General features: G+C 66.1%; 24 protein-coding genes. 12 read left to right on the top strand and 12 right to left on the bottom strand.

Going from position 1 to position 26,377, the window contains the following annotated elements; translation table 11 throughout:
- Window positions 1-6: 6 nt before the first annotated feature.
- From dnaJ to exaC, 4 genes are all read right to left on the bottom strand, one after another.
- A complete protein-coding gene (dnaJ, locus tag ACF3NP_RS11715) occupies window positions 7-1,188 on the bottom strand; it encodes a molecular chaperone DnaJ (protein ID WP_181889171.1) in 1,182 nt (393 codons plus the stop codon).
- Between the two features lie 147 nt (window positions 1,189-1,335).
- The gene (gene grpE, locus ACF3NP_RS11710) at window positions 1,336-2,031 is read right to left on the bottom strand and encodes a nucleotide exchange factor GrpE (RefSeq protein ID WP_181889172.1); all 696 of its coding nucleotides are present in this window, start codon (window positions 2,029-2,031) and stop codon (window positions 1,336-1,338) included.
- 36 nt (window positions 2,032-2,067) lie between these two features.
- Window positions 2,068-3,909, bottom strand: coding sequence for a molecular chaperone DnaK (gene dnaK / locus ACF3NP_RS11705; RefSeq protein ID WP_181889173.1), 1,842 nt, complete (start codon window positions 3,907-3,909; stop codon window positions 2,068-2,070).
- Window positions 3,910-4,154: 245 nt separating this feature from the next.
- Window positions 4,155-5,675, bottom strand: coding sequence for an acetaldehyde dehydrogenase ExaC (gene exaC / locus ACF3NP_RS11700; protein ID WP_392398729.1), 1,521 nt, complete (start codon window positions 5,673-5,675; stop codon window positions 4,155-4,157).
- 205 nt (window positions 5,676-5,880) lie between these two features.
- Here exaC and ACF3NP_RS11695 point away from each other — a divergent pair, with 205 nt between their 5' ends.
- Together ACF3NP_RS11695 and ACF3NP_RS11690 are read left to right on the top strand one after the other, a co-directional pair.
- Window positions 5,881-7,221 (top strand): AI-2E family transporter, encoded by a 1,341-nt coding sequence (locus tag ACF3NP_RS11695; RefSeq protein ID WP_449257612.1) that lies wholly within the window; start codon window positions 5,881-5,883, stop codon window positions 7,219-7,221.
- Between the two features lie 45 nt (window positions 7,222-7,266).
- On the top strand, window positions 7,267-7,791 hold the full coding sequence (locus ACF3NP_RS11690) for a type 1 glutamine amidotransferase domain-containing protein (RefSeq protein WP_181889175.1): 525 nt from the start codon (window positions 7,267-7,269) through the stop codon (window positions 7,789-7,791).
- A 332-nt stretch (window positions 7,792-8,123) separates the two neighbouring features.
- On the opposite strand, the gene ACF3NP_RS11685 is transcribed toward ACF3NP_RS11690, so the two are convergent.
- From ACF3NP_RS11685 to ACF3NP_RS11650, 8 genes are read right to left on the bottom strand one after another with little or no spacing between them, the layout of a single operon-like run.
- Window positions 8,124-8,690 carry a nucleosidase gene (locus tag ACF3NP_RS11685; RefSeq protein WP_181889176.1) on the bottom strand — a complete coding sequence of 189 codons (567 nt, stop codon included), beginning with the start codon at window positions 8,688-8,690 and terminating at the stop codon, window positions 8,124-8,126.
- Between the two features lie 6 nt (window positions 8,691-8,696).
- On the bottom strand, window positions 8,697-9,620 hold the full coding sequence (locus ACF3NP_RS11680; protein ID WP_181889650.1) for a TSUP family transporter: 924 nt from the start codon (window positions 9,618-9,620) through the stop codon (window positions 8,697-8,699).
- 10 nt (window positions 9,621-9,630) lie between these two features.
- Entirely contained in the window at window positions 9,631-10,269 is a 639-nt protein-coding gene (locus ACF3NP_RS11675; protein ID WP_181889177.1) for a sirohydrochlorin chelatase, read from the bottom strand.
- An 11-nt stretch (window positions 10,270-10,280) separates the two neighbouring features.
- Complete coding sequence (locus ACF3NP_RS11670) at window positions 10,281-11,576, bottom strand: sulfate adenylyltransferase subunit 1 (RefSeq protein ID WP_392398727.1); 1,296 nt, start codon at window positions 11,574-11,576, stop codon at window positions 10,281-10,283.
- The gene (gene cysD, locus ACF3NP_RS11665; RefSeq protein ID WP_070472052.1) at window positions 11,576-12,490 is read right to left on the bottom strand and encodes a sulfate adenylyltransferase subunit CysD; all 915 of its coding nucleotides are present in this window, start codon (window positions 12,488-12,490) and stop codon (window positions 11,576-11,578) included. The genes ACF3NP_RS11670 and cysD overlap by 1 nt, the downstream gene beginning before the upstream one ends.
- A gap of 17 nt (window positions 12,491-12,507) precedes the next feature.
- A complete protein-coding gene (locus ACF3NP_RS11660; protein WP_269951858.1) occupies window positions 12,508-13,287 on the bottom strand; it encodes a phosphoadenylyl-sulfate reductase in 780 nt (259 codons plus the stop codon).
- Complete coding sequence (locus ACF3NP_RS11655) at window positions 13,284-13,544, bottom strand: hypothetical protein (protein ID WP_070472049.1); 261 nt, start codon at window positions 13,542-13,544, stop codon at window positions 13,284-13,286. The genes ACF3NP_RS11660 and ACF3NP_RS11655 overlap by 4 nt, the downstream gene beginning before the upstream one ends.
- Complete coding sequence (locus ACF3NP_RS11650; RefSeq protein WP_392398726.1) at window positions 13,541-15,205, bottom strand: nitrite/sulfite reductase; 1,665 nt, start codon at window positions 15,203-15,205, stop codon at window positions 13,541-13,543. The genes ACF3NP_RS11655 and ACF3NP_RS11650 overlap by 4 nt, the downstream gene beginning before the upstream one ends.
- A gap of 238 nt (window positions 15,206-15,443) precedes the next feature.
- Between ACF3NP_RS11650 and ACF3NP_RS11645 the strand changes: the two genes are divergently transcribed.
- The 10 genes from ACF3NP_RS11645 to ACF3NP_RS11600 all read left to right on the top strand — a co-directional run bounded on the left by ACF3NP_RS11645 (window position 15,444) and on the right by ACF3NP_RS11600 (window position 26,359).
- On the top strand, window positions 15,444-16,814 hold the full coding sequence (locus tag ACF3NP_RS11645) for an FAD-dependent oxidoreductase (RefSeq protein ID WP_392398725.1): 1,371 nt from the start codon (window positions 15,444-15,446) through the stop codon (window positions 16,812-16,814).
- Between the two features lie 190 nt (window positions 16,815-17,004).
- Window positions 17,005-18,147 (top strand): sensor histidine kinase, encoded by a 1,143-nt coding sequence (locus ACF3NP_RS11640; protein ID WP_392398724.1) that lies wholly within the window; start codon window positions 17,005-17,007, stop codon window positions 18,145-18,147.
- Window positions 18,144-18,806: a response regulator gene (locus ACF3NP_RS11635; RefSeq protein WP_392398723.1), complete on the top strand. Its 663-nt coding sequence runs from the start codon at window positions 18,144-18,146 to the stop codon at window positions 18,804-18,806. The genes ACF3NP_RS11640 and ACF3NP_RS11635 overlap by 4 nt, the downstream gene beginning before the upstream one ends.
- An 82-nt stretch (window positions 18,807-18,888) precedes the next feature.
- A complete protein-coding gene (locus ACF3NP_RS11630) occupies window positions 18,889-19,740 on the top strand; it encodes an ATP-binding cassette domain-containing protein (RefSeq protein ID WP_392398722.1) in 852 nt (283 codons plus the stop codon).
- A gap of 17 nt (window positions 19,741-19,757) precedes the next feature.
- Window positions 19,758-20,453 (top strand): hypothetical protein, encoded by a 696-nt coding sequence (locus ACF3NP_RS11625; protein WP_194560602.1) that lies wholly within the window; start codon window positions 19,758-19,760, stop codon window positions 20,451-20,453.
- On the top strand, window positions 20,450-21,688 hold the full coding sequence (locus ACF3NP_RS11620) for a DUF418 domain-containing protein (RefSeq protein WP_392398721.1): 1,239 nt from the start codon (window positions 20,450-20,452) through the stop codon (window positions 21,686-21,688). The genes ACF3NP_RS11625 and ACF3NP_RS11620 overlap by 4 nt, the downstream gene beginning before the upstream one ends.
- 113 nt (window positions 21,689-21,801) lie before the next feature.
- Window positions 21,802-23,508 carry an ABC transporter ATP-binding protein gene (locus tag ACF3NP_RS11615; RefSeq protein WP_311389956.1) on the top strand — a complete coding sequence of 569 codons (1,707 nt, stop codon included), beginning with the start codon at window positions 21,802-21,804 and terminating at the stop codon, window positions 23,506-23,508.
- Complete coding sequence (locus ACF3NP_RS11610) at window positions 23,505-25,460, top strand: ABC transporter ATP-binding protein (protein ID WP_392398720.1); 1,956 nt, start codon at window positions 23,505-23,507, stop codon at window positions 25,458-25,460. Before ACF3NP_RS11615 ends, ACF3NP_RS11610 begins: the two co-directional genes overlap by 4 nt.
- Window positions 25,461-25,480: 20 nt before the next feature.
- Window positions 25,481-25,690 (top strand): hypothetical protein, encoded by a 210-nt coding sequence (locus ACF3NP_RS11605; protein WP_392398719.1) that lies wholly within the window; start codon window positions 25,481-25,483, stop codon window positions 25,688-25,690.
- Window positions 25,691-25,744: 54 nt separating this feature from the next.
- The gene (locus tag ACF3NP_RS11600; RefSeq protein ID WP_202032101.1) at window positions 25,745-26,359 is read left to right on the top strand and encodes a DUF1707 SHOCT-like domain-containing protein; all 615 of its coding nucleotides are present in this window, start codon (window positions 25,745-25,747) and stop codon (window positions 26,357-26,359) included.
- The last annotated feature ends 18 nt before the right edge of the window (window positions 26,360-26,377 follow it).

Below are 26,377 nucleotides of genomic sequence, written 5' to 3'. Positions count from 1 at the left end.
CCTGGGCTAGAGCCCGGCCCACCCGGCGCGCGGGTCGAAGCCGGAGTCCTTCTCAGCCTGGGCGTAGGCGCGCAGCGCGGAGGTGGCGGACGGATCCAGATCCTTGGGCACCTTCACCTCGACGGTGACCATCAGGTCGCCTGCGCCGGAGCGCTTCGGGATGCCGCGGCCCTTCACGCGCAGGGTGCGCCCATTCGGGGTGCCGGCGGGGACTTTCACCTTCACCGGGCTGTCCAGGGTGGGCACCGTGATGGTCGCGCCGAGGGCGACCTCGGAGAACGCGACCGGGACGGTGACCTCGAGGTCGTCGCCGGAGCGGGTGAACACCTCGTCGCCTCGCACGTGCACGGTGACAAACAGGTCGCCGGCGGGCGTGCCGTTCGGGCCCGCCTCGCCTTGGCCTGCCAGGCGCACCTTCTGCCCGTCGATCACGCCGGCGGGGATGCGCACGGTGATCGAGCGGGTGCGCCGCACGGTGCCGGTGCCGCCGCAGGTGGTGCAGGGGTCCTCGATGATCTCGCCGGTGCCGCCACAGTTCGTGCAGGGACGCGCCATGCCGAACGCGCCGGAGTTCTCGCGGATGAAGCCGGAACCGGAACACGTCTGGCAGGTATGCGTCTTGCCGTCCTTGGAGCCGGAGCCGTGGCAAGTGGTGCACGGCGCCTCGCCGGTGAGCTCGACCGGGATGGTCGTGCCCTTGGCTGCTTCGCGGAAGTCGAGGGTTATTTCCGTTTCGACGTCGGCCCCCCGCGACGGCCGAGCGTTCCTGCCAGCACCGCCGCGGCCGCCAAAGAAGCCACCGAAGATATCACCAAGGCCGCTGTCTCCAGCTTGTCCACCAGCGGCTGATCCGAAGATGTCGGAGAGGTCGAATTCCGCTTCCGTGCCGCGAAACCCGCCCGGAAAGCCGGACCCTCCTCCCCGCCCGAACCGGCCGAAGCCGCCCGAGCTGATCATGGATTTCAGCTGGTCGTATTCCTTGCGCTTCTGCTCGTCGCCGATAACGTCGTACGCCTCGGCCACCCGCTTGAACTTCTCCTCCGCCTTCTTGTCGCCGGGGTTGGAATCGGGGTGGTTTTCGCGTGCGAGCTTGCGGTATGCCTTCTTAATGTCGGCAGCGCTTGCCGACGAGCTCACGCCCAAGTCGCCGTAATAATCCTTATCTGCCCATTCTTGCTGCATAGCCATCTCGCACCCTCCTTTCCTCTACAAAGAGTATTGAGTCTGTCTCGCTAAAGTTTGTTCACTAATTTATCTAAGTACAAAGGCCGGGGACGAGGCCGCGTGGGTCTCCGCGCTACCTCATTCCCCGGCCCTGGCATCCGAGCGTGTTGGTTACTCGGTGGTGTCGGCTTCTGGCTCGCCGGCCGGCTCGGCGGGATCGGCTGGATCCGCAATGATCACCATGGCGTTTCGCACCAGGCGGTCCCCGATCATGTAGCCCTTGCGCAGCACCGTGCCCACGGCCTTGGTGTCGCCCTGGGACAGGTCCTGCACTGCCTCGTGGATCTCCGGGTTGAACGCATCGCCCTCGGCGCCGAACTCCTTGATGCCCTGGCCGGCAACGATCGTGCGGAACTTGTCGGCAAACGCCTTCAGCGGGCCCTGCTCCAAGTCGCCGTGCTGCTCGGCCAGATCCAGGTCGTCCAGAAGCGGCAGCAGCTGGGTGGCGAACTTCGCCTTCGCAGTGTTGGCCAGCTCGCCGCGCTCACGCTCGGTGCGGCGGCGGTAGTTGGCGTACTCCGCGCTGACTCGCTGGAGCGACTCGGTGCGCTCCGCCAGCTGCAGCTCGATGTCGCTGACTGCGCCATCCCCGTCCACATCCGGGTCGATCTCGTTCTCCGCGATCTTCGCGGCGTCCTCGAGCTCGGCGTCCGCGGCTAAGAGGGGGTCTTCGTCCGTGGCAAGCGCCTCGGACTCAGCGGCCTCGTCGGCGAGCGTTTCCGCCTGGTCGGGGGACACGTACTCGGGGTCCGTGGCCTCCGGAGCGCCCGGGTTGTCCGGCATCTGCTCATTGTGCGGGTTCGTCATCAGAGGTCGCCTCCTTTCTCGGTTGCTGGGCCGGGTCTACTTGTTGTCGGAATCGGTTGCGTCGTCGTCCTCGACAACCTCGGCGTCGACCACGTTGTCGTCGCCTGCGGCGGCGTCAGCCTGGGTTGCGCCCTCGTTCGCCTGAGCCTCGTAGAGCGCGGTGCCCATTGCCTGGGACTCGGTGTTGAGCTTCTCCACGGCGGACTTGATGGCGTCCAAGTCCTCGCCCTTGAGTGCCTCGTCCACGGCGTCGGCAGCCTCGGTCACGCGGCCCTTGATGTCCTCCGGCAGCTTCTCGCCGTTTTCATCCATGAACTTGCGGGTCTGGTAGGCCATGGTCTCCGCGTTGTTGCGGGTCTCCTGCTCCTCGCGGCGCTTCTTGTCCTCGTCGGCGTGAGCCTCGGCGTCCTTGATCATGCGATCGATCTCTTCGTCGGACAGACCGGAGCCGTCCTGGATCTTGATCGTGTTCTCCTTGCCGGTGGCCTTGTCCTTCGCGGACACGGACACGATGCCGTTGGCGTCGATGTCGAAGGTGACCTCGATCTGCGGCACACCACGCGGAGCCGGTGCGATGCCCGCCAGCTCGAAGGAGCCGAGCAGCTTGTTCGCGGACGCGATCTCGCGCTCGCCCTGGAAGACCTGGATCTGCACGGACGGCTGGTTGTCCTCAGCCGTGGTGAAGGTCTCCGAACGCTTCGTCGGGATGGTGGTGTTGCGCTCGATGAGCTTGGTCATCACGCCGCCCTTGGTCTCGATGCCGAGGGAAAGCGGAGTGACGTCGAGAAGCAGCACGTCCTTGACGTCGCCGCGCAGCACGCCAGCCTGCAGAGCAGCGCCCAGCGCCACAACCTCGTCCGGGTTGACGGACTTGTTCGGCTCCTTGCCGGTCAGTTCCTTGACCAGCTCGGACACGGCCGGCATGCGGGTGGAGCCGCCGACCAGGACCACGTGGTCGATGTCGCCGACGGACATGCCGGCATCCTTGACCACCTGGTTGAACGGGCTCTTGGTGCGGTCCAGCAGGTCGGAGGTGATCTTCTGGAACTCGGTGCGGGTCAGCGTCTCATCCAGGAACAGCGGGTTCTTCTCGGAGTCCACCGTGATGTACGGCAGGTTGATGGAGGCCTGCTGTGCGGACGACAGCTCAATCTTGGCCTTCTCCGCAGCCTCGCGCAGACGCTGCATAGCCATCTTGTCCTTGGACAGGTCGACGCCGTTCTGGGACTTGAACTTGTCCACGAGCCACTCGACGATGCGGTTGTCCCAGTCATCGCCGCCGAGCTCGTTGTCGCCGGCGGTAGCCAGCACCTCGACGACACCGTCGCCGATCTCCAGCAGGGACACGTCGAAGGTGCCGCCGCCAAGGTCGAAGACCAGGATGGTCTCTTCCTTCTCGTTCTTGTCCAGGCCGTACGCCAGGGCAGCCGCGGTCGGCTCGTTGACAATGCGCAGCACATCCAGGCCCGCGATCTGGCCGGCCTCCTTGGTGGCCTGACGCTGAGCGTCCTCGAAGTACGCCGGGACGGTAATAACAGCCTCGGTGACTTCCTCACCGAGGTACGCCTCAGCGTCGCGCTTCAGCTTCTGCAGGGTGCGGGCGGAGATCTCCTGCGGGGTGTACTTCTTGTCGTCGATCTCCACGGTCCAGTCCTCGCCCATGTGGCGCTTGACGGAGCGGATGGTGCGGTCGACGTTGGTCACAGCCTGGTTCTTCGCGGACTGGCCAACCAGGACCTCGCCGTTCTTCGCGAAAGCGACGACGGACGGGGTGGTGCGGGAGCCCTCCGCGTTAGCGATGACGACCGGCTCGCCACCCTCGAGGACGGAGACGACCGAGTTCGTGGTGCCAAGGTCAATACCAACTGCACGTGCCATAAGAGTTATTCCTCCTGTTGAGAAGTGGTTTATCAGTAAGTTGATGTGCTCCGACTCAACTTGACGGCCACCACTATAACACCGGCGGCGACGTTCTTGAGTCTGTCGCACTCATAGGTAACAACGGCACGTGCGGCAAAGTTGTTCCCACTTGACGCAACTTTCTTTGTTCCCGCAGCTCAACGCCAAGAAAAAGCCTCCGGTTGCGAGGGCAACCGGAGGCGTAAACGTCGAGAAGCAACTGCTTAGAACAGGCCAGTCTCCTGCTCGGAGTAGGACACCAGGAGGTTCTTGGTCTGCTGGTAGTGGTCCAGCATCATCAGGTGCGTCTCGCGGCCGATGCCGGACTGCTTGTAGCCGCCGAACGCCGCGTGCGCCGGGTAGGTGTGGTACTGGTTCACCCACACGCGACCAGCCTGAATGGCGCGGCCGGCCTTGTATGCCGTGGTGCCGGAGCGCGCCCACACACCCGCGCCCAGACCGTAGATGGTGTCGTTGGCGATGGAGATGGCCTCGTCGAAGTCCTTGAAAGTGGTCACGGACATCACCGGGCCGAAGATCTCCTCCTGGAAGATGCGCATGTCGTTGGTGCCCTTGAACACGGTCGGCTCGATGTAGAGGCCGTTTTCCAGGCCGTCGATCTTGTTCACACCGCCGCCGGTGAGCACCTCCGCGCCCTCCTGGGGCCCAAGCTCCAGGTAGGACTGGATCTTGTTCATCTGCTCGGTGGAGGCCTGCGCACCCATCATGGTCTCAGTGTCCAGCGGGTTGCCAGTCTTGATCTGCTTGACGCGCTGCACGCCGAGCTCCAAGAACTCGTCGGCGATGGACTCGTGCACCAGAGCACGCGACGGGCAGGTGCACACCTCGCCCTGGTTCAGCGCGAACATGGCGAAGCCCTCGACGGCCTTCTTCTTAAAGTCGTCGTCCTTTTCAAATATGTCCTCGAAGAACAGCGCCGGAGACTTGCCGCCGAGCTCGAGAGTGACCGGGATGATCTTGTCCGCCGCGGCCTTGTTGATGATCCTGCCCACCTCGGTCGATCCGGTGAAAGCGATCTTGGCAATACGGTCGGAGCCGGACAGCGCCGCACCCGCCTCGTCGCCCATGCCGTTGACGATGTTCAGCACGCCCGCCGGGATGAGGTCGCCGACAAGATCCATCAGGTACAGAATCGACGCCGGAGTCTGCTCCGCCGGCTTGAGCACTATCGCGTTGCCCGCCGCCAGCGCCGGAGCGAGCTTCCACGCGGCCATGAGCAACGGGAAGTTCCACGGGATGATCTGGCCGACCACGCCGAGCGGCTCGTTGAAGTGGTAGGCGACAGTGTCCTCGTCGATCTGGCTCAGGCGGCCTTCCTGCGCGCGCAGAGCACCCGCGTAGTAGCGGAAGTGGTCGATGGCAAGCGGGATGTCGGCGGCGAGCGTCTCGCGCACGGCCTTGCCGTTATCCCAAGTCTCCGCCACCGCGAGCTCCTCGAGGTGCTCTTCCATGCGGTCAGCGATCTTCAGCAGCACCATTGCACGCTCCGCCGCGGAGGTCTTGCCCCAGGCGGGCGCGGCCTTATGCGCGGCGTCGAGCGCGAGGTTGATGTCGGCTTCCTTGCCGCGCGCCACCTGGCAAAACACCTCGCCAGTGACGGGGGTGATGTTGTCGAAGTACTCGCCGTCCACCGGGGCGACCCAGTCGCCGCCGATGTAGTTGTCGTAGCGCTCGCGGTACTTCACGTTCGAGCCTTCAGTTCCGGGGTTCGGGTAGACAGTCATCTCCAGGCCTTTCTTACATCGGGATCAGGTTGTGGCCCACGCTACACTTAACTCCGCGTGTGGGCTAGAGCATTTTGCTTTGCGACGCCCATCCGTCTCCCACGACATATGCATTAACCAGCATCTCTGGCACAATGAGCGCGTGACTAAACACGAAAACAACGACTACGTCGGCGCGCTCGACACCGCAGTCGACGATGTCCGGATGCTGCCCACCCCGGCAGACGCGGCCCAGGAGCTCTCCAAAGAGCCCGTAGACCGCGGCGACATCATCGCCTCTGACGGCCGCACCGCCGCCGCCTGGGCACTGCGCTTCATCATCATCGTCGCCGCCACCGCGATCCTGCTCTACCTGCTCAAATGGGTCTGGATGGGCCTGCTTCCCATCCTGCTCGCCCTGATCCTGGCCACCGTACTGTGGCCCCCGGTGCGCTGGATGCGGAACCACAAAGTGCCCGCGGCACTCGCGGTGTTCATCACGCTCATCGCCACCTTCGGCATCCTCGGCGGCATCATCGCCGCGATGGCGCCGACCGTGAAGACGCAAGGCACCGAGCTCGGCCACCAGGCGGAACAGGGCATCAACCAGATCATCGCCTGGCTGAAGGAACAGAACTTCACCTTCCTCGAGCCGGAACGCATCCAGCAGGCCGTGGACCAGGCCACCGCGTTTGTGAAGGGCCAGGCGTCGAACATCGCCTCCGGGGTGTTCTCCGGCATCGGCGCGATTACGTCGGTAGGCACGACGCTCGCGTTGACACTCGTGCTGCTGTTCTTCTTCCTCAAAGACGGCGACCGCTTCCTGCCGTGGGTCCGCAAGTACACCGGCGTGCGCGCCGGCTGGCACCTCACCGAGGTGTGCATGCGCTCCTGGAACACCCTGTCCGGCTTCATCCGCACCCAGGCCATCGTGTCCTTGGTGGACGCCATCTTCATCGGCCTGGGCCTGATCTTCCTGGGCGTGCCGCTGTGGCCGGTGCTGGCTGTGGTGACCTTCTTCGCCGGCTTCATCCCCATCGTCGGTGCGATCTCCGCAGGCGCACTGGCTGTGATCATCGCGCTGGTGTCCAACGGGTTCATGAACGCCGTGTTCGTGCTGATCCTCATCATCGCCGTGCAGCAGCTGGAGGGCAACGTTCTCTCCCCGATCCTGCAGTCCCAGGCCATGGGCCTGCACGCCGCCGTGGTCCTGCTCGCCGTGGCCGTGGGCGGCACCCTGTTCGGCATCGTCGGCGCGTTCCTCGCCGTGCCGGTTGCCGCTGTCGCCGCGGTGTGGCTGCGCTACTGGGCTGAGATGGTCTCGCTGCGCTCCGGTGAAATCACCGCCGACGAGATAGCCATGGCCACGCAACAGACCCAAACCATGGACTCGAAGTCTTCCTTCCTCGCCGTGCGCGACCACATGATGAGCATGGCGAAGCGCGAGAAGTCCAACACCAAGGTCCCCGTCAAGGAAGGCCTCGGCTCCACCCGCGTGCCGCTTGGCGACGCCGAGGGAGAGCCCGACGTCCCGGGCCGCACCCACGCCATCAACGACGAAGAATAGGTACGGTGGGCGCCGCACTTACTCATCGACGAAAGGACGTAAACCATGGCCGACCTCAACGGCAAGAACATCGCGATCATCGCCACCAACGGCTTTGAGGATTCGGAGCTGACCTCCCCGAAGGAGGCCGTAGAGTCCGCCGGTGCGACCACCAAGGTCGTCTCCACCGAGACCGGTGAGATCGAGGGCAAGAAGGGCGCGAAGGTAGCTGTCGACGCCAAGACTGCCGACGCCTCCGTCGACGAGTTCGACGCGCTTATCCTGCCCGGCGGCACCATTAACGCCGACACCATCCGCACCGACGCCGACGCCGTCGCCCTGGTCAAGGCGTTCAAGGATGCCGGCAAGCCGATCGGTGTGATCTGCCACGGCGGCTGGATCCTTGCCGATGCCGACCTGCTCAAGGGCGTCAAGCTCACCTCCGTAGCCAACGTCAAGACCGACCTGGCCAACGCCGGCGCCAACTGGGTCGACGAGGAAGTTGTGGTCGACTCCGGCTTCATCTCCTCTCGCACCCCGGACGACCTGCCGGCGTTCAACGCCACGATCGTGGAGGAGTTCGCGAAGTAGGGCCCTGTTCCCTCCGCCCGCTGGGTTTGCCCCGGCGGGCGTTTTCTTTGCCTGATGTGGGAGTTGGCTTCAGCGCGGACCGATTCTCCGGTTCAGTGCTGTCGAAAGTTCGAATCGTCTAGCAACCTCAGCGAAACGCTAGACGATTAGGCCAATACCGGCAATCGTTTTCAACATCACCTGGGGAAACACCACCCGGCTTGGCTGATCGTCTAGCAGCGTTGGGTGGGCTACTAGACGATCCGCATTCTCAACGGAGTCGAGTCTGGAAAGGCCCATTGGAAGCCGGCGCCAGCGATCGAAGAATAGGCGAGTCCGTCGAAGTGATTGGATTACCGCAGGTGGTCGCGCAGCGCCTGCTCCAGCTCGACGCGGGCGCGCTCCAGGGCTGCCTCCCAGACCTCGGAGGCGGACTCGTCGGCCGAGTCGGAGACCTGCTTGAGCAGGGTCAGCGGCACACCGAACGTGGAGCACACCGCTGCCAGGGCGTAGCCCTCCATGTCCACGAGCTGGCACTCGCGGGCGAGCTCGTCGCGCAGGTCGGAGCGGTTCACAAACGCGTCGCCGGTGGCGAGCTTGGCCTTGGGCAGCTCGGTGAGCGGGTCGAAGGAGAACCAGCGCGGGTAGACAAAGTCGGTGATCTCGGAGGTGCCGCCGACTTTGAAGTCGTGCTTGACGGCGTCGGAAACCTCGTAGACGCCGGGCTCCAAGTCCACCAGGGCGCCGGCGGTGCCGACGTTGATCACGCGCGACGGCAGAGGGCCTTCGGATAGGCGGCGGGTCAGCGCGATTGCGGCGGGCAGGGTGCCGATGCCGGTGATGAGCACCTCGTGGTCGCCTCCGGACATGATGTCCGCGGCTTCTTCCTTCATGGCTGCGACGATAAGCAAGTCAGACATGGTTGCTTATCGTAGGCGCGCTGGCTCCGGGTCGACCACTGTCGCGCCCTCGCGCTCCCCGGCGGCCCTCGAGTTCTCCCGGGCCTTGAGCACGCCTCGCACGGATAGCGCCGCGCCCACGATCAGGACGGCAACGCGCACGGCCCACAGTCCGGAGTCCACGCCGAGGAACTTCAGCACCACCGGCAGGTTCAAGAACACAATCAGGGTGCCCACCACCCCGCCGAGGGCGATGGGGTTCATGCGGGTGACCACCCACGCGCCGATCGGCGCGGCGATGACTCCGCCTGCCAACAGCGCGAGCACCCCGGCGAGGTTGGCCATCAGGTCGTTCCACATGCCTACCGCGAAGCCGAGGGTGGCGGCCATGGTGACCAGGAACTCGGCCGTGTTGACGGTGCCGACGATGCGGCGCGGCTCCGAGCGCCCGGCGGACAGCAACGTTGAGGTGGTTACGGGCCCCCAGCCACCGCCCCCGGTGGCGTCCACGAAGCCGCCGAACAGGCCCAGCCCGGCCAGGAATCCGCGCGAGTGCGGCTTTTCAGCCAGCTTGCGCTGCGTCAGCCCGCGCGCGAAGCGCAGCATCAGGTTCAGCCCGATCAGCGCGAGGATCAGCGACATCACCGGCCGCGCCGCTTCGGTGGACAGGCGCACCAGCACCGTCGCGCCGAGGAAAGCGCCGATTGCGCCGGGGATGCCGATGGCGAACGCCGTGCGCCAGTCCACGTTGCCGAAGCGGGTGTGCGCGACGCCGGAGGCCAGCGTGGTGCCCAGCTCGGCGGTGTGCACGACGGCGGACGCGGCGGCGGGCGTGAGCCCGGCCAGCGCGATGAGCATGGTCGACGAGGTGGCGCCGAAGCCCATGCCGAGGCCGCCGTCGACAAGTTGGGCGGCCAGGCCGGCCACGGCGATGAGCAGCAGCGTCTCAATCTTGTACATTTCAGGCGTCCTTTTCGGCGGCGCGGTATCGGTTGGCAACGACGTCCGCGAGGTCTGTGGTTAACGGCCCAGAAGCTGACAGGTGCAGCGGGATCCGGTCCAGGAGTGTTCCGTGGGTGACAAACAGCGGCAGCACGTGCGTGTGCCTATCGACGAACCTCCGGTCGCCCCCAGTCGCCTGCACCACCGACACCTCGATCCCGGCCAAACGTGCCAGGTCAGATGCCAGACGTGTGTAGTTCGCCGCCTGTTCGGTATCTGATGTGCCGACGGGGAAGAGGGTGGCGTGGGGCGCCGAAGGGGCGTCGATAAGCAAACGCTTGTGCAGGACCTCGGCGATGTCGGGGCCGGTGCCCAGCGGCTCGGCGAGGGTGAGGTCGCAGTGGGCCCGCGCCTCGGCGAGGTGGGCCGGCACGTCCACCTTCGCGTGGAACGCGCGGGTGAACAGCAGCGGCACGACGATGGCGCGCGGGCTGTCCAGCGCGGCGGCTGCTTCGGCGAGGGTGGGGCGGTCGAACTCGAGGTGCGCGTCCGCCCACTCCACCCCGAGCGTTTCGGCCGCCGCTTCGGTGAGCGCGCGGATGCCCTCCTTGGCGCGCGGGTGGCGCGAGCCGTGGGAGAGGGTGATCAGCGCGGTCATGGCGGGTGCTCCTAGCGCAGGCGCTTTCCGACGAGACCCGCGGCCAGCGTGTTGCCGGAAGACTGGTCCACGAGCAGGAAGTTGCCCACCGCGCCGCGGGCGGCGTAGGGCTCGACCGGCAGCTCGTCGGCGGTCTGGATGGTCACGTGCGCGATCTCGTTGAGTGCGACAGCCTCGGGCGAGGTGTTGTCGCCGGCGGCGCCGTCAATGTCGAGGACGCGGTCCACGCTGGCCACCCGGGCGCGCACGAACGCGGTGCCGATGCGCAGCTTCACGGCCTGCCCGGCGCGCAGCTCCTTCTCGGTCAGCCCCACCACGGTGGCAGCGAACTCGCGCACGTCCTCCGGCCGAGATTGCGAGGCCAGAAGGTCGCCGCGGGTCAGGTCGATCTCGTCGGCGAGGCGCAGGGCGACGGAGTCGCCGGCGTGGGCGGTGTCCACTGGGCCGTCGGTGGAGTCGATGCCGGCCACGGTGGTTTTCCGGCCGTAGGGGGCAAGGATCTCGTCACCGACGGAGACGGAACCGGCGTTGACGCGGCCGGCGTAGGCGCGGTAGTCGGTGGCGTGCTCGCGAAGCACGTACTGGATGTTGAAGCGGAAGTCCAGGTCATCGGCGCGGCCGTGGTTGACCGGGATGGTCTCCAGCAGCTCCAGCACGGTCGGGCCGGTATACCAGGGGGTCTCCGCGGACAGTTCAGCCACGTTGTCGCCCTTGAGCGCGGAGATCGGCACCACGTGCGGGTCCTCGATGCCCAGCTCGGCGGCCTTGGCGTCGAATGCCACCTTAATCTCGTTGAAGGTCTCCTCGGAGTAGCCGACCAGGTCGATCTTGTTCACCGCCAGGATCACGGTGCGCACGCCCAGAAGCTTGGCCACGGTAAGGTGGCGGATGGTCTGCTCTACCACGCCGTTGCGGGCGTCCACCAGCAGCACGACCACCTGAGAGGTGGACATGCCGGTCACGGTGTTGCGCGTGTACTGCACGTGGCCCGGGGTGTCGGCGAGGATGAAGGTGCGCTTGTCGGTGGCGAAGTAGCGGTAGGCCACGTCGATGGTGATGCCCTGCTCGCGTTCGGCGCGAAGCCCGTCGACAAGCAAAGAAAGATCGAGCCCCTCAAAGCCCCTATCTGCGCTGGTGCGCTCAACGGAGGCGAGCTGGTCGGCGAGGACAGACTTCGTGTCGTGCAGGAGGCGGCCGACGAAGGTGGACTTGCCGTCGTCGACGGAGCCGGCGGTGCACAGGCGCAGCGTTTCGCGGTCCGCCAAAGCGGCTGCGGCGGAGGCGGCTGGAGCGGTAGTCGTAGTCATCAGAAGTAGCCTTCCTTCTTGCGGTCTTCCATGGCGGATTCGCTCAGACGGTCGTCGGCGCGCGTCGCGCCGCGCTCGGTCAGGGTGGAGTTGGCGATCTCGACGAGCACCTCGTCGATCGTGGACGCGTCCGAATCAACCGCGCCCGTGCAGGACATGTCGCCCACGGTGCGGTAGCGCACCCGGCGGGTCTCAAGCTGCTCGCCCTCGCGCGGGCCGCCCCACTCGCCCGGGGTCAGCCACATGCCGTCGCGGCCGAACACCTCGCGGTCGTGCGCGAAGTAGATCGACGGCAGGGCAATCCCGCGCGCGCCGATGTACTCCCACACGTCCGCCTCGGTCCAGTTGGAGATGGGGAACACGCGCACGTTCTCGCCCGGCAGCGTCGCGCCGTTGTACAGGTCCCACAGCTCGGGGCGCTGGCGGCGCGGGTCCCAGCCGCCGAAGGAATCGCGCACGGAGAACACGCGCTCCTTGGCGCGGGCGCGTTCCTCGTCGCGGCGCGCGCCGCCAAGCACTGCGTTGTAGCCGACCTCTGCGATGGTCTCCACCAGCGGCACGGTCTGCAGCGGGTTGCGGGTGCCGTCGGGACGTTCCTGCAGGTCGCCGCGGTCAATCCAGTCCTGCACCTCGGCCACGCGCAGGCGCAGGCCGTGCTTTTCCACGAGCTCGTCCCGGAACTGGATCACCTCCGGGAAGTTGTGCCCGGTGTCCACGTGCAGCAGCTCAATCGGCATGGCCGCCGGCGCGAACGCCCGGCGCGCCAGCTCGAGCACCACGCACGAGTCCTTGCCGCCGGAAAACAGCAGGCCGATCTTGTCGAACTGCCCGGCCACCTCGCGGATGATGTGGATGGACTCGTTTTCCAAGTCCTTCAGGTGCGGCGACAGCTCAGTTGTCGTTGCTTGCGTCATCTTCTCTAACACTCCTTTTATTCGTGCAGGCCGCACTCGGTCTTGGATGCGAACGCCCAGCGCCCGGCGCGCGGGTCCTCCCCCTCGGCCACCGGCATGGTGCAGGTGGCGCAGCCGATGGAGGGGTAGCCCTGGCGGGTCAGCGGGTGGATGATCAGGTCGTTGTCCTCCTCGAAGGCCTCAGTGTCCTCCAGCGACCAGGTCACCAGCGGGGAGATCTTCAGCCGGCCGGTTCCATCCAGGCTCAGCGCGGGTGCCTCAGCGCGGGTGGGGCCGTCGGCGCGGCGCAGGCCGGTGATCCATCCGGCGTACGGGCTCATGTGCACCGCCAGCGGCTCCACCTTGCGCATCCGGCAGCACGCGCCGGGATTGCGCAGGTACAGGTTCGGGCCGTACACCTCGTCCTGCTCCGGGCGGGTGAGCTGGGCTTTCGCGCGCACCAGTTCGTGCGTCGGGTAGCGCGCCTCCACGGCGTCGGCCACCTCCAACGTCTCCGGGAAGTGGTACTCGGTGTCCAGGAACAGGAAGTCGGCGTCGGGCAGGTGGCGCTCGGCCAGCTCCGCCAGCACGGTGTTTTCCATGGACAGGGTCACCACCAGCTTGCCGGGGGCATGCTCGTGGGCCCAGCTCAAGATGTCGGCGGCGGATGCGTCGTAAAGCTTGGGTGCCCACTCCTCGACTAACTGGGCGTTTTGCTTCGCGACGTCCTCCGGCAACGCCGCCGTCTCCTTCGGCCCCTCCGGGCTGATCTCGGGGTCGCGGAAGTTTCCTCCCGGCTGGTTGAGCAGGTTGGTCATCGCTTCTCTTCCTTCACTACTGCGGTATGCCCGTGCCGCGCCAGGGAGGCCTGCAGCGCCTCCTCCGTCGACGGCGCGGGCGCGTGCGGGGTGTCCGGATCGTCCTGGCCGTGGTATTTCACCTCGAAAATTCGCAGGCATTCCCCGCATTTCCAGGCAAAATCCGTCTCCTCGTTGGGCCAGAGGTCCTCGCCGCCACAATAAGGGCAAAACGAGGGGAAATTGCGGTTCGGATTCGGGGCTCGGCGAAAGCTCATCGCAGGTCGTCCTCGTCCGCGCGGGCGACCCACTGACGGAATGTTTCGCCGTCCTCGCGCTTGTCCACGTAATGCTGCACCACGCGCGTGACGTAATCCGTCAGCTCGGTCGACAGCACCTTGTGGCCGCGCAGCTTGCGGCCGAAGTTCGCGCCCTCGCCGACGGTGCCGCCCAGGTGCACCTGGAAGCCCTCGACCTTCTCGCCGGCGTCGTTCGCCACCATCTGGCCCTTCAAGCCGATGTCGGAGACTTGGTGGCGCGCGCACGCGTTCGGGCAGCCGTTCAGCGAAATCGTGATCGGGGAATCCAGGTCGCCGAAGCGCTCCTCCAGCTCATCCGCCAGCTCGATCGCGCGGGACTTGGTGGTCACGTGCGCGAGCTTGCAGTACTCCAAGCCGGTGCAGCTGAGCAGGCCGCGACGGAACTCGGAGGGTGTGGAGTACAGGCCCATCTCCTCCAAATCAGCCTGCAGCTTCTCGACGTCCTCCGGTGTGATCCCGAGCAGCAGCACCTCCTTGAACGGAGTGAAGCGCAGGTCGGTCACGCCGTAGCGTTCAGCGAGGTCGGCTAGGGCGATGAGCTGCTCGCCGGACATGTGCCCCAGCGTGGGCTTGACGCCGATGTAGACGTTGCCGTCCTTCTGCTCGTGCACGCCGATGTGGTCGCGGTCAACCAGGTTGTTGGGGGCCTTTGGTCCGTCCGGAAGCTTGTAGCCCAAGTAGTCCTCTTCGAGGATCTGGCGGAACTTCGCCACGCCCCACTCCTTGACCAGGAACTTCAGGCGCGCGCGGTTGCGAAGGCGGCGGTAGCCGTAGTCGCGGAAGATCCGCACCACGTTCGCCCACACGTCCGGAACCTGCTCGAGGGTGACGAATGCGCCGAGGGACTGCGCGAGCATCGGGTTGGTGGACAGGCCGCCGCCGACGTAGCACTCGAAGCCGGGGCCGAGCTCGGGGTGCTCGACGCCGATGAAGGCGAGGTCGTTGATCTCGTGGACGACGTCCTGGCGGGCGTTGCCGGAAATCGCGGTCTTGAATTTGCGCGGCAGGTTCTGGAACTCGTCGTCGGTGACGATCTGCTGGATCTCGCGGATCGCCGGGGTGGCGTCGATGATCTCGTCCTTGGCGATGCCCGCAACCGGGGAGCCCAGGATCACGCGCGGCACGTCGCCGCAGGCGTCCCAGGTGTTCAGTCCGTGTTCCTCGAGCGTGTCCCAGATCACGGGGACGTCCTCGATGCGCACCCAGTGGAACTGGATGTTCTGGCGGTCCGTCAGATCCACGGTGGAGCGCGCGTAGTCGCGGGAAAGCTCGCCGACGGCGCGGGCCTGCTCCGTGGAGCAGATGCCGCCGTCGAAGCGGATGCGCATCATGAAGTACTTGTCTTCGAGCACGCTGTTGTCCTCGCCGGTGAACTCCCCGCCCAGGTTCTGCTTGCGCTGGGTGTATAGGCCGAGCCACTTAAAGCGCGGGTAGAGGTCCTCGCGGTCTATGGAGTCGAAGCCGCCCTTGGAGTAGACGTCGATCACGCGCTGCTTGACGTCCAGGACCGGGGACTCCTGCTTGATCTCCTCGTCGTGGTTCAGCGGCGTGCAGCCGTCGATAAGCCACTGCCCCTCCGGCTTTTTGGCGCGTGTCCTGGGCTTCGTGGGTGCGCTCATCTGCTCTCCCTAACTAGACAACTCTGTACACATCCGGGCAGCCCGGAGCTATTGCTGGCCAATAGTGCCGGACTACTCGGTCTAAAACAACCGGACTGGAGAAAGTGCCGGTTAACGCCGTGAATGTAAAGGATTTGCGCGTGTTGAGAATGAAATTATTTGCAGGTTTAAGACCACTCGGTCTATACGCTATAGTGTCCAACATCAACACACCCTTTTGCGAAAGGACTACGAACTTATGAGCCTGCGCGTCGCCGTAGTTGGAGCCGGCCCAGCCGGCATTTACGCCTCCGACCTGCTAATCCGCAACGAAGAGCACGACATCCACGTCGACCTCTTCGAGCAGATGCCCGCCCCCTTCGGCCTGATCCGTTACGGCGTGGCACCCGACCACCCGCGAATTAAGGGCATTGTGAAGTCCCTGCACAACGTGCTGGACAAGGACAAGCTGCGCCTGATCGCCAACGTCACCGTCGGCCGCGACATCACTATCGACGACCTGCGCGACTACTACGACGCCGTGGTCATCTCCACCGGCGCGGTGCGCGACCGTGAGCTGCTCATCCCGGGCGGCGACAAGTCCATCGGCGCCGGCGAGTTCGTCGGCTTCTACGACGGCAACCCCCGCTTCGAGCGCAACTGGAACCTCGAGGCCAAGGAAGTCGCCGTCGTCGGCGTGGGCAACGTGGCCCTCGATGTCTCCCGCATCCTGGCCAAGACCGGCGACGAGCTCACCGTCACCGAAATCCCGGACAACGTCTACGAGTCCCTGAAGAACAACAAGGCGGAGACGGTGCACATGTTCGGCCGCCGCGGCCCCGCTCAGGCGAAGTTCACGCCGAAGGAGCTGCGCGAGCTCGACGAGTCCGACACCATCCAGGTGCTCGTGGACCCCGAGGACATCGACTACGACGAGCTGTCCGAGCAGGTCCGCCGCTCCGACAAGTCCGTCGACCTGAACTGCCAGGTGCTGGAGCAGTACGCCATGCGCGAGCCGGACGACGCGCCGCACAAGATCCACATCCACTTCTTCGAGGAGCCGGTGGAGGTGCTCACCGACGATTCCGGTGCCGTGACCGGTATCCGCACCGAGCGCCAGGAACTCGACGGCAACGGCGGCATCCGCGGCACCGGCAAGTTCACCGACTGGCCGGTCCAGCAGGTCTACCACGCGGTGGGCTACCGCTCCGAGCCAGTCGAGGGCGTGCCCTTCGACCTCGAGCGCCACGTCATCCCCAACGACGGCGGCCACGTCCTGGTCACCGCCGAGGAAGGCGCCGCACCGGAGGACAAGCTCTACGTCACCGGCTGGATCAAGCGTGGACCCGTCGGCCTGATCGGCAACACCAAGTCCGACGCCAAGGAAACCACCGACATGCTCGTGGCCGACGCCGCGGCAGGCCGCCTCGCCGCCCCGTCGCACACCGGCGCGGACGATATCTTCGATCTGCTCCGCGAGCGCGGTGTGGACTACGCCACCTGGGAAGGCTGGTACAAGCTGGACGAGGCCGAGCGCGCACTCGGCGCCGCCGACGCCACCTTCCCGCGCGAGCGCAAGAAGATCGTGGAGTGGGAGGACATGCTCGGCCACTCCCGCGCCGGCCATTAGGGCCTCGTGGCGGAAAACCACATCAACCGAATCGACACGTCCGCGCGACGTGTCGATCTTCTGTTGCGGAACTGACCTCGACGGGAGCGGGTGTCTGACCGCCGCTGGGTCACCCGGGAGGACCTATCCTGGTTCGCATGCAATGGCTGGCCACGATGCAGCGCTTCTTCGCCGAGAACGGGGCGAACGCATGAACATAACCTGGCAGCGGGCGACCGTGCTCGTAGTCATCGCGATCCTGACCTTGTTCTTCGCTTTCGACTGGGTCACAGTCCAGTCCCCCTACGGTGCGGCCGGTACCACCGTCGGCGCCGCCCTCATCGCCGTGTGCGGTGCCTGCTGCATGGCGTACGGCGTCCGCCCCGCCGCCGCCGTCGCCGGGATCGCCGCGTGCGCCAGCGTCGCGCTGTGCCTTGTTGCGCTGAGCATCCCCCTCTACTGGGAACCGGCGCTCGCATTCGGCGCGGTCGTCACGACCTCCCGGGTCCCCCGGCGCGACCGCACCTGGTTGACCGTCTGGCTCCTCGCGATACCCACCGTCGCACTTTTCACCCACAGCATGTTCACACCGGACTGGCCGGGCGGCCAGTCTGTGTGGCGCGCCGCCGCCGTCGCAGTCCGCACGGTGGCGCTGTCGTGGGTGTTTCTAGGGTTCTTTTTCCTTCTCGGCGCTCAGCTTCGCAACCGGCGGGAAAAGATCTCCGAGTTGGAGCAGCAGATCGAATTCGCTCACGTCCGCGAGCGCACCCAGATCGCACGGGAGATGCACGACATCGTCGCCCACACTCTCGCCGGGATCACCACCCTGGCGGACGGTGCGCGATACGCATCCAAACACAACCCAGAAGTGGCCAGGGATGCCCTTGAAACGATCAGCGCCGAATCCCGCACCGCACTGTCGCAGATGCGCGGACTGCTCAGCGTGTTACGCGACGACGATGCCACGGCACCCACCGGCGCTGCCCCGGGCCGACGCGACTTCACCGCGCTGTTCAACGACGCCCGCGCCCGTGGCCTCGACTTAACCGTCGCGGGCTTCGACGAGCTCCCCGAGGATATGCCGCCGCTCACGCTCTTCACCATCTACCGTGTCTGCCAGGAGGCCATCACTAATATGCTGCGCCACGCGCCCACACCGGAAGGTGCGCTCACCTTTTCCGCCGACGCGAAGTCGGTGCGTGTGGAGGCGGTCAACGCTGCGCCGAAAAGCAAGCACGACCCCGACGGTTTCGGGCTTGTGGGCATCCGCGAGCGAGTCGCGGCGCACGGCGGGCGCGTGAGCGTGACCGACGACGGCGGCGAGTTCGTCCTGACCGCGGAGGTACCACGATGATCAACGTCGCGCTTGTGGATGACCAGCCGCTCGTGCGCGCCGGCTTCTCCCTGCTCGTCACCTCCCAGGACGACATGGACGTGATCTGGCAGGCGGGCGACGGCGCGGGGGTGGCCGGGCAGCCGGCGGCGGACATCGTGCTCATGGACATTCAGATGCCCGGCACGGACGGCATCGAGGCCTGCCGCGCGTTGCTCGACGAGCACCCGGCCACCCGCGTCATCATGCTGACCACCTTTGACGAGCGCGACCTCGTCCTCGGCGCGCTTGACGCCGGGGCCTCCGGGTTCCTGCTCAAAGACGCCGACCCTGACGAGCTGCTCGACGCGCTGCGCACCGTCCACGGCGGCGACGCGGTACTCGCGCCGAGGGTGACGCGCCACGTCATCGGCGCCGCGCAAGCCCCCGAGCAGCGGGAGGCGGCACGCAACGAGGCAATGCTCGAGCGACTCACCCCGCGCGAGGTGGAGGTCCTGCGCTTGGTGGCGCTGGGCTACTCAAACGAGGAGATTGCCGAGGCCGAGACGCTCTCCCCCGCGACGGTGAAGACACACGTGCACCGCATTCTGTTCAAGACCGAGTCCCGCGACCGCGTCCACGCCGTCCTCTTCGCGTTCCGCGCGGGCCTGGTGGGCACCGGCGAGTTGCTGGGCCACTAGCCGTGTACACCCCAGGGTGTACACGCCGATTTACACCCGCGGGCGGACGATTTCACCCGCGCCACGCGCGATTGTGGGAACCATGATCGAAGTTCACAACCTGACCAAACGATATTCAAGCTCCACCGCCGTCAACGCGCTGTCGTTCACCGCGCCGGACGGCGACGTCACAGGCTTCTTGGGCCCGAACGGCTCCGGCAAGTCCACGACCATGCGCATGATCGTCGGGCTAGAAACCCCAGACGAGGGCGAGGCGCTTATCGACGGCTCCACTTTCCGATCCCTCGACCAGCCCGCACGCGCCGTCGGGGCACTGCTCAACCCGGAATGGATCGCCCCACACATGACTGGGCGCGGCCACCTGAAGATGGTCGCCGACTACGCCGGCGTGCCGGAATCCCGCGCCGACGAAGCGCTCGAGGCGTTCGGGCTCGCGGAGGCGGCAAAACGGGAAGTGAAAAACTACTCCCTCGGCATGCGACAGCGCCTCGGCGTGGCCAGCGCGCTGATCGCGGACCCATCCAACGTCATCCTGGACGAGCCGGTCAACGGCCTCGACCCGCAGGGCGTGGCCTGGATGCGGGGGCGCATCCGCGAGATGGCCGCCGAGGGTCGTGCGGTAGTCGTCTCTTCGCACCTGATGAGCGAGATGCAGCTCACTGCGGACCGCCTTGTGGTGATCAACCGCGGCCGCCTCGCCGGTGAGGGCCCGCTCGAGGACTTCCTGGGCTCCAACCGGGTTGAGGCGACCTGCAGCGACCCGGCGCGGCTGGCTGAGGCCGTCGGCGGCCAGGTCATCGGCGACTCCGTTGTCGTCGACGACGCCACCGCCCGAGACGTCGGCGAGGCCGCCCAGCGCGTGGGCGTGACGGTGTACTCCCTCCAGGAATCCCGCCGAAGCCTCGAAGAAGTGTTCCTGGAGTCGACGAAATAGGACGTAGGAGGTTTTCCATGCACACACTGAAAGCAACGCTTCGGGAAGTCTTTTCCCGCCCCGCGACGCGCATCCTGCTCGCGTTTGTCGCGGCCGCCCTCATTCTCGGGCCCATGGCCGTCGCGATGCTCCTCGGCCCCAACGGTACAAGCACCGCAGACCCTGCAATGCTGCTCATCCCGGCCGCTTTGATGCTCCCTGTGGCGTTCGCCGCGGGCGCTTTCCCCGCCGGCAGCGCGCACTCGCGCGGCACGATCGGCTACGCCTACCTCGCGTCGAACCACCGCGGTTGGGAGCTCGCATGTCGCGTCGGAATCGCAGCTCTCGCCTGCATACTGACGGCATTTGCCGCCTCGGCGATCGGGCTCGGCGGCGCGCACGTGTTTGTCGACAGCGTCGCTCTGGAAGGCGCCGACAGCGCAGATATGGTGCGCGGCCAGGCCGAGCTGTGGATCGCGTACCCGCTCCTCGCGGCCCTGACAGCCGTACTGCTCGGTTCGGGCACCGCGTCCTTCTTCGTCTGGGTCGTAGAGTCGCTCATTGTGGAGACTGCCCTCGGCGCGATCAACCAGCCGTGGGCCGCGGCCCTGGAGAAGCTCCTGCCGGGCGGCGCGGCCGGGAACGGCACGGCCGGCGTGGTCACTCTTGCGGTCTGGGTCGCGGTCCTTGCCGCCGCCGCGTACGCTGCCGTGCAGCGGAGGGCAGTGAAGTGACCGCGACAGGGACCACAACACACACCGGTGAGCGCACTGCGGCCCGCCAGCGGTTCGTGGCCCCCGACCTCGCCCGCGGGTTCGCTCTCGTCGGCATCGCGATGGCCAACATGGTCACTGACTGGGACCCTGCCGAGGGCGCCGACCACGCGGCGGGCCTCGGCGGCTACAACGGTGACGGCACCGTGTTGGAGAAGCTGCTCGTCTTCTTCGAGACGCTCTTCGTGCACGTGCGCGGTTTGCCCATGTTTGCCACCCTGCTCGGTGTTGGCGTCGGCATGATCTTTGTCAGCCTCGAGCGGCGCGGCTACCCGCTGCGCGCCCGGCGCATGGTGCTCGCGCGCCGCTACGGGTTCCTGTTTCTGTTCGGTCTGGTGCATAAGACGCTGTTTTTCACCAACGACATCATGACGGCCTACGGCATCGCGGCACTCATCCTGTGCTTGTTCATCGGGTGGAGCGACAAGGCCCTCTACGCCCTCGCAGGTGCTGCGTTCGCCCTGAACGCGGTGCTTCGGGCACCTGGCGTATTCGCCGCGTTTTCGTCGACAGCGGAACCAATAGACGGCAGCCCCGCGCGCATCGTCGACCTCAGCGACCGCATAGCCGCGGGCCTGACCAACTTCTGGGTGTACCCGGCAATGGGCGTGATCGAGATGCTCGCCTTCTTCCCGCTTGTCGTGGTCGGGTTCGTCTGGGGCCGCCGCGGTATCTTCGGCGACGTCGACGGCAACTCCCGGATGCTCCGCGGGTGGGCGATTCTTGCAGCCGTAGTTATCGCGTCCGTCGGCATCCCGTGGGGCTGTGCGGAAATCGGCGCGCTCGAACCCAGGTGGGCTACAGGGCTCAATGCCACCAACGAGCTCGTCGGCATGCTCACCGGCCCCGGCATTCTCGCCGCAATCTCCCTCGCGTGCCGGCCGTTGCAATCGCGTATCAACGCCTCCGGCTCCCTCCCGCACCTAGCCCAACCGCTAGTGGCGCTGGGGAAACGTTCCATGAGCGGCTACCTTGCGCAAACGATCCTCTTCATCCTGACAACCCAGCCCGCGTTCTGGTGGGCGACCCGCGATGCGACGATCGCCGGCAAGCTCGGTTGGGCGCTGATTGTTTGGCTGGTTACGGTGACTGGTGCGTGGGCGCTCGAGTGGGCCGGCAAGCCGGGTCCGTTCGAGTGGCTGCACCGTCGTCTGTCGTACGGCAAGGACGGCCTGCCCGACCACTACCCTGGCTAGGCCGCCCGGAGCAGACGCAGCCGGAGTTCGCACTGCGCCTGCGCACCCCTTCGGCCCGTTGTTTCTACCCCCACCGGTCTAATATTGCCCCGGACAAAAAGAGAGGAGCACTCATGGATCTCATCCGCCTCACCGCGCGCTTTGGCAGGCGGTACAGCGGCAAGATCGCGCTGGTCATCGTGTTACAGCTGATCACCACCCTGGCCACGCTGTACTTGCCGGACCTGAACGCGGACATCATCAACAACGGCGTCGCCCAAGCGGACGTGCCGTACATCTGGCACACCGGCCGCACGATGTTGGTGGTGGCACTGGTGCAGATCGCGGCGGCGATCGCGGCGGTGTGGTTCGCCTCCCAGGTGGCCATGAACACCGGCCGGGACATCAGGGCCGCCGTGTACGACCGGGTGTCCGATTTCGACAGCGAGGAGATGGCTCATTTCGGCGCCGCCACACTGGTCACGCGCGGCACGAACGATGTCCAGCAGGTGCAGATGACGTTCCTGCTGTTCATGAATTTCATGGTCGCGGCACCCATCATGGCTATCGGTGGCATCATCATGGCGCTGCGCCAGGACGCGGGCATGTCGTGGCTGGTGGTCACCGCGGTGCTCATTCTCGCCGTCGTGGTGGGGATCACCGCCGCGGTTCTGATGCCGCTGTTCAAGCGCATGCAGAAGAAGCTGGACGCGATCAACGGCCTGTTGCGCGAGCAGATCGCGGGTATCCGCGTGGTGCGCGCGTTCGGCCGTGAGGACCACGAGGCCGAGCGTTTCACGGAGGCGAACCACGACATCACCAGGCTGAGCCTGAACATCGGCCGGGTGTTCGTGACCATGTTCCCGGTGATCATGCTGATTTTGAACCTGGCCACGGCCGCGGTGCTGTGGTTCGGCGGCCACCGCGTGGACGAGGGCCTGGTGGAGGTCGGCTCACTCACCGCGTTCATGCAGTACCTGATGCAGATCCTCATGGCGGTGATGATGGGCGTGTTCATGCTGATGATGCTGCCGCGCGCAATTGTCTGCGCCGACCGCATCGAGGAGGTGCTCGGGCATGAGGTGAAGGCGTCGGTGACCGGAGGGGCGTCGATAGGCAAGGGCTCCGTGCGCTTCGAGGATGTCTCCTACACCTACCCGGGCGCGGAGAAGCCGGTGCTGGAGCACATCTCGTTTGAGGCGGCGCCGGGGACGACGACGGCGATCATCGGCTCGACGGGCAGCGGCAAGACCACGCTCGCTGGGCTTTTGCCCAGGCTGTACTCGCCGACTTCGGGGCGCGTGCTTATCGACGGCCATCCGGTCACCCACATCCCGCGCCAAGACCTGGTGGGGGCCGTCGCGATGGTGCCGCAGAAACCGTGGCTGTTTTCCGGCACGGTGGCGTCGAACCTGCGAATCGGCAACCCGGATGCCACGGATGATGAGCTGTGGGCGGCGCTGCGCGTCGCGCAAGCCGGGTTCGTGGAGGATCTGGACATGCCGATTGCCCAGGGCGGCACCAACGTCTCCGGCGGGCAGCGCCAGCGGCTGTGCATCGCGCGGATGTTCGTGGCGGATCCGAAGGTGTACGTCTTCGACGACTCGTTTAGCGCGCTGGACGCGACCACCGAGGCGAACCTGAATGCGGCGATGCGCGAGATCGTGCAGGACCGCACGGTGATTGTGGTGGCGCAGAAGGTGTCCTCGATCAAGCACGCGGACCAGATTCTGGTGATGGAGGCCGGCCGCATCGTCGCGCGCGGCACGCACGACGAGCTGCTGCAAACCAGCGAGACGTACCGGGAGATCGCGGCGAGCCAGGCGGAGGTGGACGCATGAGCAACCAGCACGGATCCGAGCTGACCGACGATCAGCTCGCCGAATACGAAGAGAAGATGGCAGGCGACGACTACTCCAACAAGGCGCCGCGCAAGGCCAAGCAGTTCTGGCCGTCCGCAAAGCGCCTGCTAGGGCTACTCGCGCCGTACAAACTCGCGCTGACGGCGGTGTTTGTCATGAACGCCGTGTCCGTGGTGCTGGCCGTGTACGCCCCGCGCGTGATGGGCCGGGCGATGGACGTGATCTTCTCCGGCGTGATGTCCAAGCACATGCCGCCGGGCACCACCAAGGAACAGGCGATCGAGGGCCTGCGCGCCGCGGGCCAGGATCGGTTCGCTGACATGGCCTCGGCGATGGAGCTCACCCCCGGCTCCGGCATCGACTTCGACCGCCTCGGCCAGCTCATCGTGCTGGTGGTGGCGCTGTACGCGGCGGCGTCGTTGCTGATGTGGGCGCAGGGCGCGATTTTAAACAAGCTGACCATGCGCGCGGTGTTCAACCTGCGCGAGCGGGTGGAGGCGAAGATCAACCACCTGCCGCTGCGCTACTTTGACACACGCCAGCGCGGCGATGTCATGTCGCGCACCACCAACGACGTGGACAACGTGCAGCAAGCGTTGCAGCAGTCCCTGTCCTCGCTGTTCAACGCAATCCTGACTGTGGTGGGCATCCTGGTGATGATGTTCGCCATTTCCTGGCAGCTAGCGCTGGTCGCGCTGCTGGCCATCCCGCTGACAGGCTTAGTCATGGGCCTGGTGGGCACGCGCAGCCAAAAGCAGTTCACCACCCAGTGGAAGGCCACCGGCGACGTCAACGGGCATGTTGAGGAATCCTTTTCCGGCCACGACGTGGCGGTCATTTTCGGGCGCACCGACGAGCTGCGCCGCACCTTTGACGAGCGCAACAACGAGCTCGCGGGCGCAGCGCAGAAGGCGCAGTTTTTGGCCAACTCCATGCACCCGACCATGCAGTTCATCTCGTATTTGTCGTACGTGGCCATCGCGGTGCTCGGCGGCGTGAAGGTCGCCTCCGGCAAGCTCACGCTCGGCGACGCCACCGCATTCATCCAGTACTCCCGCCAGTTCAACCAGCCGCTGGGCGAGATCGCCGGCATGATGCAGATGCTGCAGTCCGGTGTGGCGTCCGCGGAGCGCGTCTTCGAGCTTTTCGACGCTGAAGAGGAACCCGCCGACAGCGCCCAGACCCTCATGGACGGCCGCGCCGAGGGCCTGGTGGAGTTCCGCGATGTGTCCTTCTCTTACACCGACGAGCCGTTGATCCAGGACCTGAACCTGCGGGTGGAGCCCGGCCAGACCGCTGCGATCGTCGGCCCCACCGGCGCCGGCAAGACCACGCTGGTGAACCTGATCATGCGCTTCTACGACGTCGATTCCGGCCGCGTTACCCTCGACGGGGTGGACATCCGGGATTACTCCCGCGAGGACCTGCGCGGCCAGATCGGTATGGTGCTCCAAGACGCGGTGCTGTTCAAAGGCACCATCATGGACAACATCCGCTACGGCCGGCTCGACGCCACCGACGAAGAGGTCATCGAGGCTGCGAAGGCCACCTACGTGGACCGCTTCGTGCGCTCGCTGCCGGACGGCTACGACACGGAAGTCGACCAGGACGGCGGGTCCGTCTCCGCGGGCGAGCGCCAGCTGATCACCATCGCGCGCGCGTTCCTGTCGCAGCCCGCGCTGCTGATCCTGGACGAGGCGACCTCGTCGGTGGACACCCGCACCGAGGTCATGGTGCAGCAGGCCATGCACGCGCTGCGTTCCAACCGCACCTCCTTTGTCATCGCGCACCGTCTGTCCACCATCCGGGACGCGGACGTGATCGTGGTGATGGAAGACGGCAGGATTGTGGAGCAAGGTTCGCATGCGGAGCTCGTCGAAAAGCAAGGTGCGTACTGGCGCCTGCACCAATCCCAGTTCAGCGGGGACTAAACGCGGGTAGCATCGGACGCATGACTGCAGAAAACGAAGGTCTGTACACCAGCATCGACACTCCGGCAGACGGCGCAGCTAACAAGGCTGCTTCAGCCGGTGCGGACAACCCGAACCAGGACATGGACACCAAGCCCCTCGGCGAGGGCGTGCACACCGTGGAAGAAGCCGAAAACCACGAGGACGACTCCCGCTGGAACGACGGCAAGCTGCCTCGCACGCAGGACTAGCCTCAATCCCGCCTCCTGCCCCGGACGTGCACGACATCCGTCCGGGGCGTTACTATGTCCGGCGTGAGCACCCCATACGGCAACTTCAGAATCGGCGACCAGGAGCGCATGGACGCCATGGACACCCTCGGCCGCGCACTCGGCGAGGGCCGGCTCAACATGGGCGAGTTCGACGACCGCTGCCGGCAAGTCGCCGAGGCACAGGTCCACTCCGACCTCGATCCGATTTTGGGGGATCTGCCGCCGCAGCCGGCCGGAGGTGCCGTCGAGAGGCAAGAAGTGCACTCGGGCGATGTGTTTTACAGCGGCCGCGAGATCATGCAGGCGCGCCGCTCCGGCAAGCGCATGCGCGCAGGCGTCTTCTGGCTGGGCACGGTCGGCGCGCTCGGGCTGACCGCTTTGCACCCGGTTTTCCTGCTGATCATCCCCACCCTGTTCATCCTGCTGTACGTGATGAAGGTCGGCCCCGACTCCTGGTACACCCCCAGCCTGCGGCAGCTGGAGCAGCAGCGCCGCCAGGAGATCAAGCGCCGCCAGCTGGAGATCGAATCCGCCAAGGCGCACCAGCAGGCCATGATGCGGGTGCAGCGCAAGGATCAGTTCAACCAGCTGACCTCTGATGCGCTCGATGTCGCACAAAACACGATAAACCGCTTCCGCAAGAACTAAAGAGGCCTACAGTGGTGT

The sequence above is a fragment of the Corynebacterium lehmanniae genome (genome assembly GCF_043161975.1).
Lineage (GTDB): Bacteria > Actinomycetota > Actinomycetes > Mycobacteriales > Mycobacteriaceae > Corynebacterium > Corynebacterium lehmanniae.
This window is presented reverse-complemented; position numbering and strand designations above follow the sequence as displayed.